Source organism: uncultured Flavobacterium sp. (genome assembly GCF_951805225.1).
GTDB lineage: Bacteria > Bacteroidota > Bacteroidia > Flavobacteriales > Flavobacteriaceae > Flavobacterium.
On record NZ_OX638201.1, the window covers coordinates 3,103,984 to 3,120,239 of the forward strand.

The 16,256-nt window shown below is 32.9% G+C and carries 15 protein-coding genes; 11 read left to right on the plus strand and 4 right to left on the minus strand.

All coding sequences use genetic code 11. The features are described 5' to 3' along the window. Positions 1 to 14: 14 nt before the first annotated feature. From WN975_RS12420 to WN975_RS12470, 11 genes are all read left to right on the plus strand, one after another. Complete coding sequence (locus WN975_RS12420) at positions 15 to 704, plus strand: hypothetical protein (protein ID WP_337966812.1); 690 nt, start codon at positions 15 to 17, stop codon at positions 702 to 704. Positions 705 to 714: 10 nt separating this feature from the next. Then, positions 715 to 3,105, plus strand: a complete 2,391-nt coding sequence (locus tag WN975_RS12425; RefSeq protein ID WP_337966813.1) for a fibronectin type III domain-containing protein — start codon at positions 715 to 717, stop codon at positions 3,103 to 3,105. Positions 3,106 to 3,188: 83 nt separating this feature from the next. Further along, the gene (locus WN975_RS12430; protein ID WP_337966814.1) at positions 3,189 to 3,653 is read left to right on the plus strand and encodes a hypothetical protein; all 465 of its coding nucleotides are present in this window, start codon (positions 3,189 to 3,191) and stop codon (positions 3,651 to 3,653) included. Positions 3,654 to 3,670: 17 nt separating this feature from the next. After that, the gene (locus tag WN975_RS12435; RefSeq protein ID WP_099708945.1) at positions 3,671 to 4,141 is read left to right on the plus strand and encodes a phage holin family protein; all 471 of its coding nucleotides are present in this window, start codon (positions 3,671 to 3,673) and stop codon (positions 4,139 to 4,141) included. 119 nt (positions 4,142 to 4,260) lie between these two features. Next, positions 4,261 to 4,656: a hypothetical protein gene (locus WN975_RS12440; RefSeq protein ID WP_337966815.1), complete on the plus strand. Its 396-nt coding sequence runs from the start codon at positions 4,261 to 4,263 to the stop codon at positions 4,654 to 4,656. A gap of 74 nt (positions 4,657 to 4,730) precedes the next feature. Beyond that, positions 4,731 to 6,395 carry a hypothetical protein gene (locus WN975_RS12445; protein ID WP_337966816.1) on the plus strand — a complete coding sequence of 555 codons (1,665 nt, stop codon included), beginning with the start codon at positions 4,731 to 4,733 and terminating at the stop codon, positions 6,393 to 6,395. 107 nt (positions 6,396 to 6,502) lie between these two features. Continuing rightward, the gene (locus tag WN975_RS12450; RefSeq protein WP_337966817.1) at positions 6,503 to 8,101 is read left to right on the plus strand and encodes a hypothetical protein; all 1,599 of its coding nucleotides are present in this window, start codon (positions 6,503 to 6,505) and stop codon (positions 8,099 to 8,101) included. 456 nt (positions 8,102 to 8,557) lie between these two features. Next, positions 8,558 to 9,799, plus strand: a complete 1,242-nt coding sequence (locus tag WN975_RS12455; RefSeq protein WP_337966818.1) for a hypothetical protein — start codon at positions 8,558 to 8,560, stop codon at positions 9,797 to 9,799. A gap of 14 nt (positions 9,800 to 9,813) precedes the next feature. Beyond that, positions 9,814 to 10,821, plus strand: coding sequence for a hypothetical protein (locus WN975_RS12460; protein ID WP_337966819.1), 1,008 nt, complete (start codon positions 9,814 to 9,816; stop codon positions 10,819 to 10,821). A gap of 361 nt (positions 10,822 to 11,182) precedes the next feature. Next, positions 11,183 to 12,061 (plus strand): AraC family transcriptional regulator, encoded by an 879-nt coding sequence (locus WN975_RS12465; protein ID WP_337966820.1) that lies wholly within the window; start codon positions 11,183 to 11,185, stop codon positions 12,059 to 12,061. Positions 12,062 to 12,133: 72 nt separating this feature from the next. After that, entirely contained in the window at positions 12,134 to 12,961 is an 828-nt protein-coding gene (locus WN975_RS12470) for an NmrA family transcriptional regulator (RefSeq protein WP_337966821.1), read from the plus strand. A 282-nt stretch (positions 12,962 to 13,243) separates the two neighbouring features. On the opposite strand, the gene WN975_RS12475 is transcribed toward WN975_RS12470, so the two are convergent. The 4 genes from WN975_RS12475 to WN975_RS12490 form a co-directional block, all read right to left on the minus strand. Beyond that, positions 13,244 to 13,843, minus strand: a complete 600-nt coding sequence (locus WN975_RS12475; protein WP_337966822.1) for a murein L,D-transpeptidase catalytic domain family protein — start codon at positions 13,841 to 13,843, stop codon at positions 13,244 to 13,246. A gap of 256 nt (positions 13,844 to 14,099) precedes the next feature. Further along, complete coding sequence (locus WN975_RS12480) at positions 14,100 to 15,347, minus strand: MFS transporter (RefSeq protein WP_337966823.1); 1,248 nt, start codon at positions 15,345 to 15,347, stop codon at positions 14,100 to 14,102. A gap of 22 nt (positions 15,348 to 15,369) precedes the next feature. Further along, positions 15,370 to 15,597, minus strand: a complete 228-nt coding sequence (locus tag WN975_RS12485; protein WP_337966824.1) for a hypothetical protein — start codon at positions 15,595 to 15,597, stop codon at positions 15,370 to 15,372. A 6-nt stretch (positions 15,598 to 15,603) separates the two neighbouring features. After that, positions 15,604 to 16,200: a TetR/AcrR family transcriptional regulator gene (locus WN975_RS12490; protein ID WP_337966825.1), complete on the minus strand. Its 597-nt coding sequence runs from the start codon at positions 16,198 to 16,200 to the stop codon at positions 15,604 to 15,606. Positions 16,201 to 16,256 lie beyond the last annotated feature (56 nt).

The following is a 16,256-nucleotide window of genomic DNA, read 5'->3' on the forward strand; positions in this document are numbered from 1 at the left end:
CTAATACATAAACAATGAATAAATACACCATTTTAAAATGGGAAAAGCTATTATTATGGCTCATCCCTCCTATTCTTAGGAAAAAAAAACATGCTTCCTGGCTTAATGTTTTACTCTCGCCAATTCGTTCTATTTATGAAGAAACTCTTTATAAAATGCAACATACGGGTCAGGTAATTTATCTGGAAAAAATTCTGAATGAAACTTTTAATCCAACCAAAACTTACGATCCAAATGCAAGCATAGATCAAAAACGATCAGACGAGTTAATTTATATCGACGAATCTGTCAAGCCTACTTTGCAATATGTATATCTGCACAAAGAGTATTATGAACCGGATTATTTTTTAGAAGATGGTACCACAAGAGTAAAAGGCGATTTATTGATTCCGCAACTTAAAATATACACACATCCGGAATATAAATACAAAAAAAACAAACCCATTTATCTCGCGCATCTTAAAGATTACACATCCGTAGCCTATGCCAATTTCAGGGTATTTATTCCTGAAAGTTTAATTCAAAACGGAACATTCATTATTCAACCAAATAATGGCGAATCTCAATCTACATCAGCGATTAGAATTGCAAACATTGAATTCCATAACCTGCTTAACTTCTATAAACTAGCTGGTAAAAGTTATGAAAGTTATGTTTACACACCGGAAGTTTTAGAAAATAATATAAAAACAACAGACATTTAAATCCATAAAAATGAAACAAGTAAATTTTAATCATGAAGGAGGATTTCCTCTCGAGCAAGAAACTTTAGAAAGACTTCAAACAGCTTACAGGTCTGAGTTGTACGAAGCTTTAAAAAGACATTTTAGCATAGATCTTACTAAAGATTATATTCTGGCTCATGCAACAAGTCAGCAAAAAGGCTGGGCAATTATCCGTCAGGAAGATCCCGTAAACCCAGGAAATCAGGTAGGAATTTTGTATCCTATTGCTATTGGAACTCAAAAACCTTATTTAAAAACCATCAGAACTGATGTAAATTTAATCTACGGAACTAGCGCGTCTCAAACTGCTTATTATGATTATGAAGCTGAATATAGTCCGACAAAAGATGCTGATAAGGTTGGGGTTTCTGAAAGTGGTGACGTACAAACTATTAAATATTATGATGTAAGCAATTTGGTGCCTGTTACAGATATCAAAACTATCAATGAATTTGTGGCGGAAACAAAGTCCAAAATTGAAGCAATTGAGGATAATATTAATGTAATCAAAGGTGATATTACTACAATTAAAGGCGATATTACTGCTATCGAAACAAACATTGATGAAATAGAAGGTGATGTTACTCAAATAAATGGTTATTTAGCAAACGCTTTGGTTGACACCAGTACTCCCGGAACGACAAATCTTACTCTAAATTATTTGTCAAACTGGACAAACACTCATGTTGGTGGAAAAATATATTTAGACAATACCAATACAAGTACTGAAGATTTTATCCTTGCTAAGACCTCACCACATTCGTTATTATTAACAGATAATGTAAACCAAGTCTTTAAAAGCAATAACCTGCTAGATTCATTACTTAAACGAATTGCTAAGTTAGAGGAACAACCTGCTTCGGCAATACCTATTGGTATGGTGGCTATTTGGGGAAAAACCGATCCTATCCCTCGAGGTTGGGAAGAATATATCCCATTGAAAGGAAGAATGCCTGTAGGACAAAACCTTCTAACTCCTGAAGAAAAAAGTGATGCACAAGACGGAGATGGAGGTAATGGTATTAGCTACTATAGAGATTATTATGGTTCTATAATATATCCTTTTGAAACAACGGGAAATGCCGGAGGTCGAATGGGTAAAAAATTAAGTATTGAAGAGCTTCCTCCTCATAGTCACAGTTATGAAAAAGCTGTACCAGTAAGAGGTTATGATTTTCAAGACAGAACGCCTCCTTTTGGTGGTTACGAATCAGCTGATACATCAATAGTAGGAGAAGGTAAATCTTTCCCAATTCTAAACCCTTACAGAGTAGTTCAATTTATCGTATACAAAGGACTTTCCCCTGATATAACTGCACCAACAAAACCAACCGTATCGTTTTCAAACGTTGGCAATTCGACTTTACGCGTAAACTGGACAGCTGCAAGCGACGAATTTGGAGTAACAAAATATCTGATTTACAAAAACGGTAATTATTTAGCAGAAACAGCGAGTAATGTTTTTACTTATTATGCAACTTCTTTAACTGCCGGAACACAATATAATTTCTATGTAATTGCAAGAGATGCCGCAGGAAACCTATCAGAACGTAGTGATAATGGTGATGTAACAACAACATCAATAATCCCTCCAACAGTACCACAAAATATACAAGCTAACTCAGAAGGTCAAGGTCAAATACTTGTAGAGTGGGATCCTTCGACAGATGATAGTGGTTTTGTCCAGTATGAATTATATCGAAAAACGGCTGGCGGAACTTACATTGCTTTTCAGATGGATTCTAATACTTCTCGATTTGATTCGGGTTTATCACCAAATACAACCTATTATTATAAAGTACAAGCTTTAGATGCTGAACTAAATGCATCCGGCTTTAATGGTGAAGCTCATGCAACTACAGATCCTTCAACCGGAAGCGGTGGCGGAGGCGGATGTTTCGATATAGAATCATTGGTAACAATGGCATCGGGACAATCCAAAAAATTGAAGAATATTGAAATTGGCGACAAACTTCAAGGGCTTTCTTTCCCGAATGAAATCGATGAATCGAATGGAGATTACATGGTTTGGAACGGAAAACTAAATGAAGCTGCTAAAGCAGAAGTAACTGTAGTAGGCAAAAAAGCAAGTTTACAACCTAATTATTTCGAAATTAAAACAGCCGAAACGACTATTAAAGCCACTGGACAACATCCGTTATTGGTTACTGAGGACGGTGAAGATGTGAAATGGGTTTGTGTAAAAAATGTGTCTCAAAACATGTTATTAATTGACAAAACAGGAAAAACAAAAGCTATCGAATCAATCGTCTTTATAGAAGAACCTTTAGAAGTAATACTTCTGGATGTTGAAGATGTAGATAATTATGTTATTTCCGGAATTGTTGCTCACAACAATAAACAACCAATAGAACCATAAATTACAATCTGTAATAATCTTTTGGGGTTTTATGCCCCAAAAGATTATTTATTCAAAAATCATTAATCATAAAAAGACTATACATGAAAATTGTGAAATTTATTTTTACAGCTTTAGCATTGCTATGGCTTTCAATTACAATCTTGGCAATGATACCGTTAACTATTTTACTTCTACCAACTCTTTTTATTTCGAAAAAACATTATACAGAATGGACCCTTTTTTTGTTTGCATTGATTTGTTCTTTAGGCATCTACCCTATTTGCTTTGTATATTCCATTACAAAATGGAAAGGCTTTTTAAGCTATCTAAGAAAACTTAGTTTATCTATTGACATTACCGGAAATATTGTAGGCGGCGCATTATTAAATGACAATTTTATTATCGCTTCTTCTACAAATCAATTTGGAGTTATCCGGGAAACCATAAGCGACAATTTAGGCGAAAATGAAAGAGACAAAACACTAACCGATTTCGGAAAAAGATTTACCAATTTGCTGGGAGTAATTGATTTTGATCATGCCAAAAATTCTATAATAGAAGATTAAAAAACTCAAAAAAACCTATGATGCATAAAATCTCAGAATATTCAAATGAACTAAAATTACTGCTTTATGGAGTCTTTATGTACCTGGAAATGGATGTAGAAATTGTCAAAGTTCTATTTTACTTAATGGTAATGGATACTTTTCTGGGTATAATCAAAACCATCGTATTAAATAATGCTTTTAGCTTTAAAAAATTAGCCTTGGGATTTGTATCAAAACTTGCCGTTTTGCTAATACCAACAGCTTTGGCATTGATGAGTAAAGGACTTAATTACAACTTTAAATGGTTTGTAACCATAGTAATGGACTTGCTTATTGTTAGCGACGGAATTTCCATAATTAGCAATATAATTGCCATAAAAACGAAGAAAGAAGTCGAAAATTTCGACGCAATGACCTTGATTCTTAAATCAATAAGAGAACGTTTGATACAATTATTCAAGCGACTTTTGATCACAATCGATCCTAAATACCATATCGAAAAATAAACCTATACTTATCACAAAATAGTACCTGTAACAATTATCGCAAGTATAAAAAATAAATAAAAAAGCTACTTTCTTTTTCTCCCGAATCTAAATTCCAGCCTTTAAACTAACCAACCCAATTGAAAGTAGAAACCAAAAATGCGCCTTACCATTTAGAACGAATATTTAAGATTAGAAGAATAAAAAACACAATAGATCTCAGCGAATCTTTTTCTGTTGTGAACAAGAAAGCAACTGCAGCATTCTTTGACGCAGAAATTTACAAAGTAACCTTTAGCTCCATAATACAAACAAAAATAAAAACTTATGATCTGTTCTTATCCGGCAATGAATTGATTTGTGACGAGGAAATAGAAAACTTAAAAAAATCCCTCGACATAGTCATTGCCGGAGACGGATCACAATTTGAAATACTAGACTACAAAACAGATTTCACCATTCAATTTGATCTCGAAAACAGTTCTTTTCTTGAATCTGATGAGGTTAGAAATGGCTTGGTAGTTTTTAGGAAATAATATAGAATCGACAATTTCAATTGAAATGCAACAATATAAAAAACACACATTACTACTCATTAATAAATTAAAAAATGTCCCAAGAAAAATATACAATTAACAAAGCAGTAATTCTAGATACTGTAAATAATGGTCTCATTAGTGACCAAATTCTAGTTTACGGAGAAGATAACGAAATTAAAAGCGTTTCATCTGATTCTTTTTCTTTTAAAACAAAAGGTGAGTATAAAAATAACCGCGAAGCAAAAAATGCTGGTTTAATTTTAGGTGATTACTACACTATACCAATAACAAGTGATTCTGAGGCTTCTGTTTTGGCTGTTGTTGTTGATGTTCCTCCATCAATAAAATTAACATTTGATGACATTGATGCTTCAATGAATTTTTTAGGCATTTCAAACAAAAATAATGTTGAAGAATGGAACCAGTTTTTTGTAAATAAACAAATGGCAACGGGAGGAGATCTCGTAAATGTATCTTATTTAAATATTGAAGGAAACAGCATCTTTCTTGCTTTAAATAACAAATATATCAGGACGTTAAATCTTCCGTCTATGCAATTAACAGATATAGAATTTAATGACCTAAATGAAATAAATACTTTGCAATTATACGCAAACAATCTAACTTCTATAAATGAAACTATTTATACCTTACCAAAAATAACTTCCTTAATCTTATTTCTTAATCAAATTACAGAGTTTAATCCCACTGTGGCAATGCCTCCTTTATATCAATTAAATTTGGGTAATAATAAAATAAGCAACTTTAATCCTTCGATTCCATTGCCTGAAGGTTTGAGATTTTTCGATTTGGACCACAATAACATTGTAGACTTTGATCCTTCAATCGCTTTACCAAACACGCTTAATTATCTAACACTTTCTGGTAATAAAATTGTCAATTTCAACCCATCAATTTCGTTACCCTCCCAATTAATTGCTTTAAACCTAGATTTGAATAAAATAGCAAATTTCAATCCTTCGCTTCCATTGCCTTCAAATTTAAAATATCTAAATTTAGAACAAAACGACATTACTGACTTTAATCCATCAATTCCTTTGCCGGATTCATTGCTTTTATTAAAATTAAACGTCAATAAGATTACTAATTTTGATCCTGCTTTTCCTTTACCTTCCGGATTACAAGAGTTAGTTTTAAATAGCAATCAAATAACTAATTTTAATCCTAAAATAGCTTTACCAAATGATCTAAAAATACTGAATTTATCCATTAATGGAATCCAAAAATTTGATCCTTCAGCTGCCTTGCCAGCATCATTGGAGCAATTAAATTTAACCCTTAATTCCTTAACTATCTTTGATCCTGCAAACAATTTACTGCCAAACTCTTTAAAAGGTTTATTTTTAAGCAATAACAATTTAGCGACTTTTAATCCTACGGTTGCTTTACCTGATACATTAGAAATGTTAAGCTTGGGAAATAACGCCATTACTGTTTTCAATCCATCAATAGCCTTACCGCCGAGTTTAACTTTCTTATCTGTTCTTAATAACGGAATAGCGACTTTTAATCCTTCAATCCCTTTACCATCTAATTTAACTACAATTAGAATAGAAAGAAACATTATAACTTCTTTTGGTTGGAATAACGAAACATCATGGATTTCAGGACTAGGCAATAACGGCACAATAAATTGTACCGAAAATAAAGATTCAGTAAGCGGAACAATAACTGAATCTCTCTTATTATCTAAAGGCTGGACAATTACTTATTAATCCTTAGATTTTAGTTAATAGTAATAAATTCAAAAATTTTCTGGTTTTCTGGCTAAGCTTTTTTTATAAAGAAAAAACAAAATTTCATCCAATCAATAAATTTAAATATGAACGAACAAAAATATACAATAAGTAAAGCAGTAGTTTTAGATACTGTTGATAATGGTAAGATTACCGACAAAATCTTAGTTTATGGAGAAGATAAAGAAATTAAAATCGTTTCATCAGATCCTTTTTCCTTTAAGCTCAAAGGCGAATACAAAAACAATGATGAAGCAATTGCAAATGGACTTTCTATAGGAGATTATTATACAATACCAATTAGTAGTAATGACCAGGCAAGTTACATTGCTGTAGTAAAAAAAACTTCTCCTTCATTAAGATTATTTTTTGATGATATTGATTCTAGAATGTCTTTTTTAGGAATTGCAGACAAAAATAGTGTAGAAAACTGGAATACTTTTTTTGCAAACAGACAGTCGATGAATTGGTATACCATAGTTTTAACATCAGTACGAGTTTCAGGAAATTCAATACTTTTAAATATAGATTACACATCTCCACTAATTGACCTGAAAGAGATGCAGCTAATTAATTTAGAGATTAACAACCTTGATACTATTTCAGAATTAAATTTGGCAAAAAACCAGTTATCCAATATACCTGCCTCAATATTAGCCTTGGCTAACTTAACTTCATTAAATCTAAGTGAAAACCTATTTACGAATTTTGATTACATATTGCCTCCTAAACTAACCAGCTTAAATTTATCAACAAATAAAATAGTTTCTTTTGATCCTTCTAATCCTCTACCACAAGAATTAATAAATTTAGATTTATATCAAAATCAATTAGCTGCTTTTGATCCCATAAATCATCCGCTGCCAAGTACTTTGCAAACGTTACTACTTAGACAAAACAATTTAAATGTTTTTGATCCTGTTAACTACCCTTTGCCACCTAATTTACAATATCTATTTCTGGATTATAACAATTTGGCTGTTTTTGATCCTGTAAATTTTGCTTTACCAAATGGTTTATTATGGCTAATACTAGATTATAACAAACTAACTGTTTTTGACCCTATTAATTTCACCTTACCTAATTCAATTACATTTTTAGGACTAGGTAACAATCGGTTAACTTCATTTAACCCTACAAATGCATTACCAAGTAATTTGAATTATTTGCACATGGATAATAACCAAATATCTTCGTTTGACCCTGTTCATGCACTACCTTCAGGATTAACATCTTTGGCACTACAATCTAATAACCTTTCAATTTTCAATCCTAAAAATCATCTTTTACCAAATACCATAAATTCGCTGTTAATCGGTCAAAATATACAAATAACAACAATTGATTTGCCATGGCCAACAAGTTTAGAAACTCTTGCTATATCAAACTTGGGAATAACTTCTTTTGACCCCATAAACGCTTTGCCTGAAGGTTTACTTTATTTAAATATAAGCACTAATGAATACATGCCCGTTTTCAATCCTGTAAATCATTCATTACCAAAAACACTTAAGACTATTTTTTTACTGTCACATTATTTGACACTGGAAAGTTTAAACAACGAAACAGACTGGATATCGTCCCTTCCTGATAATGGGCAACTATATGTATTGTATGGTGCAAATTCTATTACAGATACAACAACTGAAACTTTATTTTTAGCCAAAAACTGGACAATTATTTAGTAAGTTTTAGATTTATCAACAAAGCAACCATTAGAAAACAAAATCTTCTAATGGTTGCTTTTACGTTTTCAATAATTATTCTAAAAATAACTAATCAACTTTAGACATCAAGGGTTTATTAGCAGAATAGAAGTAATAATCAAACCTCCTAGAATCATGATTACATATTTAATAACCAGCCGAATACATAGAAATTAAAACTTTTAAACGTTTTAATTATTAATCAAATTTGAAACAATTTCGATCAAATTTAAAAGCCTGAATTCTGATTAATTCTTAGATTGGTTTTGGTAACAAATCAAGGACAAAAGAACATTTTCAATGAATCAAAAATCCAAAAAAAACTACTTTTATAACAAAATAAAATAGCAATTTTCTGTCAATATCATTGTTTTTAATAATGATATTGATAGTTTTGCGCATTAGAATTAAAACCCCAAATTTAACCTAAACCTCATGAGAAAAACCATTTCTTATTTTTTGCCATTGGCATTATTCGCAAGTTTGCTTACTAGTTGCAGCGATGATGATTCAAAAGGCGAAAATTACCAAGCCAATTATCTGGCGAGTATTGATGCCACTACTTTACCCGCAGGTAATAAACCTATGACCATGTTTGAAGACGCAGAAAGTTCTTCTAAAATGTATGACAATAAAGACCGTTGGTTTCGCGTAAATGAGCCAATGCAAGTCATTCAAAAAGGCAAAGATTCTGTACAAATTTCTCTTTATTCTCCAGTTGGACTTACAGATGTAAGAGTCTATGCAAAATTAGCCAACTACGACAAACGATTTTTAATTTATGAGTTTACAAAAGTTCCGGCTTTTCACCGTTCTGCTCATCAAATTCCTTTAGTAGAAGGTACTCACGATTACAAATTAGAAAACGGAAAAACGGTTACAATTGACAAAATCGACGGATTCTCGTCTGGTGCAATTCAATTTTCTGTAGAATCAAGTGATCCTTTATTCGAAAAATTCAAAAAAATAAAGTCGAATCGATTGGTTCAATTCAGTACGCAGTACCACCTTAATAATCCTGCTGATGATCCTAATAAATTTTTACCAATGAATCCTGTTTTGGCCAAAGAAGCCATTGCAATGATTATCAATTATTCGTATGCAATCAGTCATCCTTTGTATTACGATACATTTATGAATTTTGACCGATACAAAAGAGAACAAGCTACAGCAGCCGGAACTGAAACTGTTAATGGTGCATTAAACTGGCATGGAAACGCTGAAGATGCAGACGGAGTTTATGATTATCTGTCAAAAGAACAAATCGAAAAAGCATATGTTACTTACATCGATAACCGAACGCTGAATATGGCAATGGTTGGAGGAGGTTCGGCCTGGGGCGGTGGTCCTCTGGCATCGCAATGGGAATCTGGTTATGTAACCGGACACTGGAAAGGCGAAATGTCGGTTTGGTCACACGAATATTCTCATCATAGTGGTTATAGCCATAGCAGTAATTTGGCTAATAGTGGTCAAGGTGGCGGTCAGCAGGAAATGTTAACCGAGTTTTACAAATACCTGATTTACTTAAATGATCTTCCTTTTATTGATCCGGATGTATTAAAAACGTACACAAAGACGACTTATTTAACTGGGACTTACAAAAAACCAGTATTTACTATTAGTCCTAAAAATACATTTTTAGTTAAATACAAAGGAGAAGGAAAATGGAAATAACCACTAAAACTATCATGAACAAAATACCTTTTTTTATAGCATTACTTTGCCTTTTTACCAATTGCAGCAAAGATGACAACCAAGGAGATACTTCTTCGCCAACAACAAGCTATTATTACCCAACTGAAGAAGCTTCTATTTCCGCTGCCCAAATTGGAGACGGAAAAGGAACATTAGATCCAAAAGGAATAACAATCGCAAACGACAAATTGTACGTTTGTAATGGCGATGTTCTTGAAATTTTTGATGCACTGACTTTAGCGCATCTTAAAACACTTACGGCATATACAAAAGGAACAACTACAATTCCGTTTACCAAACTTTCTTCGGTTAGTATTGATAAAGGTCGTATTTATGTTGGAAGCGTTGATTCAAGACTTTTTGTAATGGACGAACTTACAACTGCCGGAATTAACACGGTTGGAAATGGTCAATGGTGGCAAACTTTTGTACACGTTTTTGGAGTTGTAGTAAAAGACGGATTGGTATTTGTGAAAGAAAAAGAAACTTCGATTAAAGTTTTCGAAACGACACAAATTACCGAAACCAGCGAGTGGAATTTAAAACCTATTGCCAAATTAACAACTTTAAGCGGTTACGATCAGGTTTATTCTATGGATGTTGAAGCAGGAAATTTAGTCGTAGCCGGAAGAGATGCCAAAAGCTATTTGTATTATACAATTGCATCTATTAAAGCAAATGCTGCGAACTCGCTTACAGAACCAACAAAACCATCAAACACTACTTTTGATGCAAAACCTATTGCGATTAATTTTAGTAAAGATTGGGCAATTACATCAGAAAATCTTGGAAGTCTAAACTATTTACGTCTTTATCCAAAAGCTGAATTTTTAGACAAAAAATACAATGCAAGAGTGAATACTTCTGATATTATGGGACAAAATCCTTTTGGAACAATTGTTAGCACAGCGCAACTTAACGATCGTCTTTTCTTATCTGATAATACAAACAAAAAAATACGAATTATAAAACTTAATCAATCTGCAATTACTGAACATTAATTGACCTAATTTTATAAGTATCAATACTCAAAAGGGAATAGTTTCAGGACTATTCCCTTTTTGTTTTAATTCGATTTTAAACGCAAAGTTCGAAAAGTTTTAATTTTACTTTACGCAAATAGAAAACACAAAGTTCGTAAAGCTTTGTGTTGATCTAGCTTTGCGAACTTTGTGTTTTTATAAAATCCGATATGCAAAAAAAACTTGCGAACTTTGCGGTTAAATTCACCCTTAATTTTTATTGCTCCACAAGTTTTTGTATTGTACCAACGTTTCTTTATAAACCTCGACAATTGTAAATGCCGAATTAAAAATAAATAGTAACTTTTCATGCTTTTTGTAGTCAAATATCTAAAAACCAATGACAACAGATATCATAGAATTAAATGACTTTATTGTTTTAATCGAACAATCGAATACTTCTAAAACTTTTGTTCAGAAGTGTGCAATTGATGGCGATGCCGTTGGTTTTGCTTTTTACGGATCTGGAAATGTCGAATTGGAAATAAAACATAACAATCAAACCAAGTATTTGACGAACACAACAGGTTTGGCAATTTGTTTTTTTGGAAATCAAAAAGTAGAATTTTCACACAAGATAGAACCCGATAAACCGCTGCAATCAATCAGTATTTTTACGAAATCAAAAAAACTGCATTCTTTGCCTCAGGCCGAAAAAGAAATTTTTGAAAAACATCTTCCTGAATTACTAAATCCGAAAGAGCATTTTGTAAAAGGTCCTTCATTTTATATGACGCTGGATATGCAATTGGCAGTTCAAAAAATTTTCAATACCACTTATACAGGCAATACGAGATTATTATTTTTGAAAAGTCAAATCAATGAATTATTGGCACATTTTTATGCGCTTTTAACCACAGGAACCAAAATTGATTTCTCGGAAACGGACAAAAACAAGCTTTATAAAGCCAAAGAAATTGTCACTAATAGTTATTCGAAACCGCCTTCGATTACGCAATTATCTCAAATGGTAGGTTTGAATAGTAACAAACTCAAAAAGAACTTCAAAGAACTATTTGGTATTCCGGTTTTTAAATATGTTCAGGAAGAACGACTTCATAAAGCTTATGAATTACTCCGCGAAAGCGAAAGAACCGTACAAGAATCAGCTTGGGAAGTTGGTTACGAAAGTTTAAGTTCATTTTCGAATGCTTTTCATAAAAAATTTGGGATGCGTCCAAATGAAGTTCGACAACAATTCCTTTCAAACAAATCATAATTCCTTTCAGACAAATGATTTGTTTATAATGGAGGCAACTTTGTGTCAATAATCAATTAAAAAACTATTGACATGAACAAACAGAAAATTTTAGTCTTGGGTTGCAACGGGAAAACTGGACGCAGAGTAGTCGAAAAATTAGAGCAAGTTCCTAATATCGAAATTCGTTTAGGTTCGCGAAATGAGAAAATCCCTTTTGATTGGGAAAAACCAGAAACCTGGGAAGCCGTTCTACAAGATATTGATTCGGTTTATATTACTTTTCAGCCAGATTTGGCAATTCCTTCAGCCGAAGATTCAATTGAGAATTTTACTCGTCTTGCCACAAAATCAGGTGTTCAGAAAATTGTTCTACTTTCTGGAAGAGGTGAAAAAGAAGCGCAGATTTGCGAAGAAATTGTAAAACAAAATGCCAAAAACTGGACGATTGTTCAGGCAAGTTGGTTTAACCAAAACTTTAGCGAAAGCTTTTTCTTAGATCCAATTTTAGCCGGAATCGTAGCATTGCCAAGAGCAGAAGCATTAGAACCATTTATAGATGCCGATGATATTGCTGAGGTTGTTACAGCAGCACTTTTAGACGATAAACACAACGGTCAGACTTATGAATTAACCGGTCCGAGATTATTAACTTTTAAAGAAGTTATTAATGAAATTGCTGAGGTTAGCGGTCGAAACATTACTTTTCAGCCTTTAGCTTTAGAAGAATACACACAAATGCTAAAAGAATATCAAGTTCCCGAAGATCATATTTGGTTAATAAATTACCTTTTCGAACAAGTATTAGACGGACGAAATTCAAGCATAACGTCTGACATCGAAAAAGTTTTAGGCAGGAAAGCAAAAGATTTTACCGCTTACGCGAAAGAAACAGCCCAAACCGGAATCTGGAATTCTTGAAATTAATTGTATTTGCACACAACGATTGTCGTTTAAATCGCCATTTCAACGGATTAAAATCCGTTGCTACAATATAAACCATTCTTCCGAAATTTCACAAAGAGTTCCGGAGGAACGAGACATATTGTAGGGATGGATTTTAATCCATCATACAGTTTTACCATCCAACGAAAGTTTCAACAAAACCCCGCGTAAATCAGTTTAATCTGTAAAATCCGCGTGCCATTAAAAAGCAATTACAAAAAAAGCTTGTCGATAACCGACAAGCTTTTACATTATTCCCTAATAATAAACATTCAAAATTATACTCGTTTTAGAACCATCAATTATTTTCTCGAGTCTTTTAAAGAATTTTTCACTTACCATTGGACATCCTTTACTATTCGAAATATAATAATCCTGTTCTTCTTCCGGAACCGCTGAGTAAGGATGCAAAACGATTGCCCTCATAATTGCATTACTATTTGTTTCTTCCAAACCGAACAATTTATACGATTTGCCAAACATCCCTTTGTATGATTTTCCGATAATATATTTGCCTAGCGAAGTACTTTTTGAATTGGGTTCGTTGCTAAATTTCAAATCACCCCTAACATTAGTTTCAGAACCAGAACCGTTAGCAACAAGTCCCTGATCCAGGATTTTATCATTTTCTAAATCGTAAACAAAAAACCTGTTTTTGCCGGACTTAATTTTCATATCAACAAAAAAAGCAATTTTAGAATTGTAATTACTTTTAGAATGAATCATTGTTTTTACATCGATTAACTGACTATTAAATCTTTCTAATTCAGTATCTGTAAGTAAATTGTTTGTGTTGTATTCTTTTATTCCTCCAAAAAAACTTATTGTAAAAAATAAGATCAGATTCAATGTTTTCATAAAATGCAGTTTAAAAATCCTGAACAATTTTGATGCTTATAAAACAGAATATCAACTATTGTTTAGATTTTAATTTCAGTCTGCAAATTTACATCGACATTAAAAATTAAAAACACCTTAAAAGACTACATAACAACACAATAAGGCTTTTTAGAATAACTAAAATGATGAAAACAAGTCTTTTGAATCCATAAAAAAACCCTGTAAAATAGAAATTTTACAGGGTTTTAGATATTCGAATTGATAATGAAGAATGTTATTCTTTAATATCGTGATCTTTAGTTTTTACTAACTGATTTACTCTCCAAATCAAAAATACAGTCAGAAGTGTAATTACCGCAATTACATATCCTAGAATATCATAGTTTTCCAGAGGAGAAGTTTTAGTTTCCTGATGTACAATAAATCCGGCACAAACAGCTGCGATTCCGCCCGCAATTTGCTGTAAAGACGAAGATATTGACATATAAGCGCCACGATCTTCCAATCCCGGAATTGCCGTATTAAGCGTTGTTGCAGGAATCATACGACTCATGATTCCCATAAATAAGATCATATTGATTACTACGATTTCCCATAGTGGAATTGGAGTTAAGTTCGTATAAATCAAAATCATAATGATCGAAAGTATTGAACCTGCTGCAAACAATTTGAACTTGCTTACTTTATCACTTAATTTTCCAACCAAAGGCATTATAAACAGTACCGAAAGTCCCGTAAAGAAAAATACCATTGGTAATTCGAGTTGGCTAATATGAATATTATTCACTAAAAATGCGCTCCCGAAAGGCTGTAACATAAAACCTCCAACAGAAAGAAAAGCAATCGATGCAAAACCAACCTGATAACGTTTATTGCTCAAAGTATGCCAAAGATGCAAAAACGGACTTTTGTCTGATTGCACTTCTAAATGCTTCGTGATTGGCTCCATTTGCGTGATAATTGCAATAAGAATTAAAGCTCCCAAAACGGCAATCATAATAAATGCTGAATGCCATCCCCAATTGTTAGCAAAATATAAACCAACCGGAATTCCTAAAATCTGACTTGTAGCAAAAGCCATTTGTATGAATCCCATAACGCGTCCTCTTTGATGAATAACGAATAAATCTGTTACGATAGCCAAAGACACAGAACCTATTACACCACCAAAAAGTCCGGTAACGATTCTTGCCGCAAGCAACGTTGTATAACTTGTCGAAAGGGCGCAGAAAACGGTACCAATGATGAATCCGGTATAGAAGAAGATTAAAAGTTTTTTTCTGTCAAATTTATCAGCAAAACCCGCTGCCATTAATCCCGAAATTCCGGCGCTAAAAGCATATGCAGAAACGGCAAAACCAAAGTTTGCGGTCGTCATATTCAGGGTTTTCATTAAGATATCTCCAAGCGGAGAAATGACCATAAAATCAAGTATAACTGTAAATTGCAAAAGTGCTAATATTGCTATAATGATTTTTTGGTGTGAAGTAAAAGCGGGGCTGTCCCCAGAAATTTTTTCCATATAAATTGGTTATTTTTTTTGATTAAGATAATTCCTGACATTCGTGACCAAATTCATTGATCATACCAATAATGGCTTCAGGTTTTAATACATTCGATACGACGCGAAGCACGCAATCAACATCTTCATGGTCGATGCTCCATTGTTCTATATCCGAATGATTATCCAGCGTTCTGTGCATATCGCAATCTGGATTGATTTGTTTAATATTTGTTTTGAAAATGTGTATTGTATTCAAATTCGTTTCCATAATTTTTCATGGTTTTAGTCCTTTAATTGTACTCTTAAAAGCTTCTTTCATAATCTCTTTGGTAAGTTTGAATGGTCTCCCTCCCATACTCTTACCCTCAGTATGCATATTCAACAATGTGTATAAAGGTCCGTAAGCCACTGACCAAAAAGCCTCAAATGTCATTGGGACAATTTCTTTTTTACGAAGTCCATTGTCAATAAACTCACTCATAATCTTTCTAAAATCTGCAAACTCTTTAATAGAATCCAGAATAGTTTCTGAATGAGGTGAATGTTTTATGATCTCAAAAAATGCAACTTCTTTCGGATATTTCATGGTAAAGGTGGCGCGGTTTTCCCACTGTCTCCATAAACCTTCCTCAAATGACATTTCGGGTGCAAAATCTTTTACTGTACTGGTAAAAAATTTCAGCGCGATAATGGCACCTATTTTCTGAATCAAATCATCCTTGTCTTTGTAATAAATGTAAAGTGTGCCAACAGAAATAGAACACGCCTTCGCGAGCTTGTTCATACTGAAACCTTGAAATCCGTCACGCACAATTTGGTCAATTGCCATTTCGATTACCAATTTTTCTTTGTCGACATCTCTTACTCTCATACTGATTATTTTTGACAAAGATAAAATAATAAATGAATGAACATTCTTTTATTTAT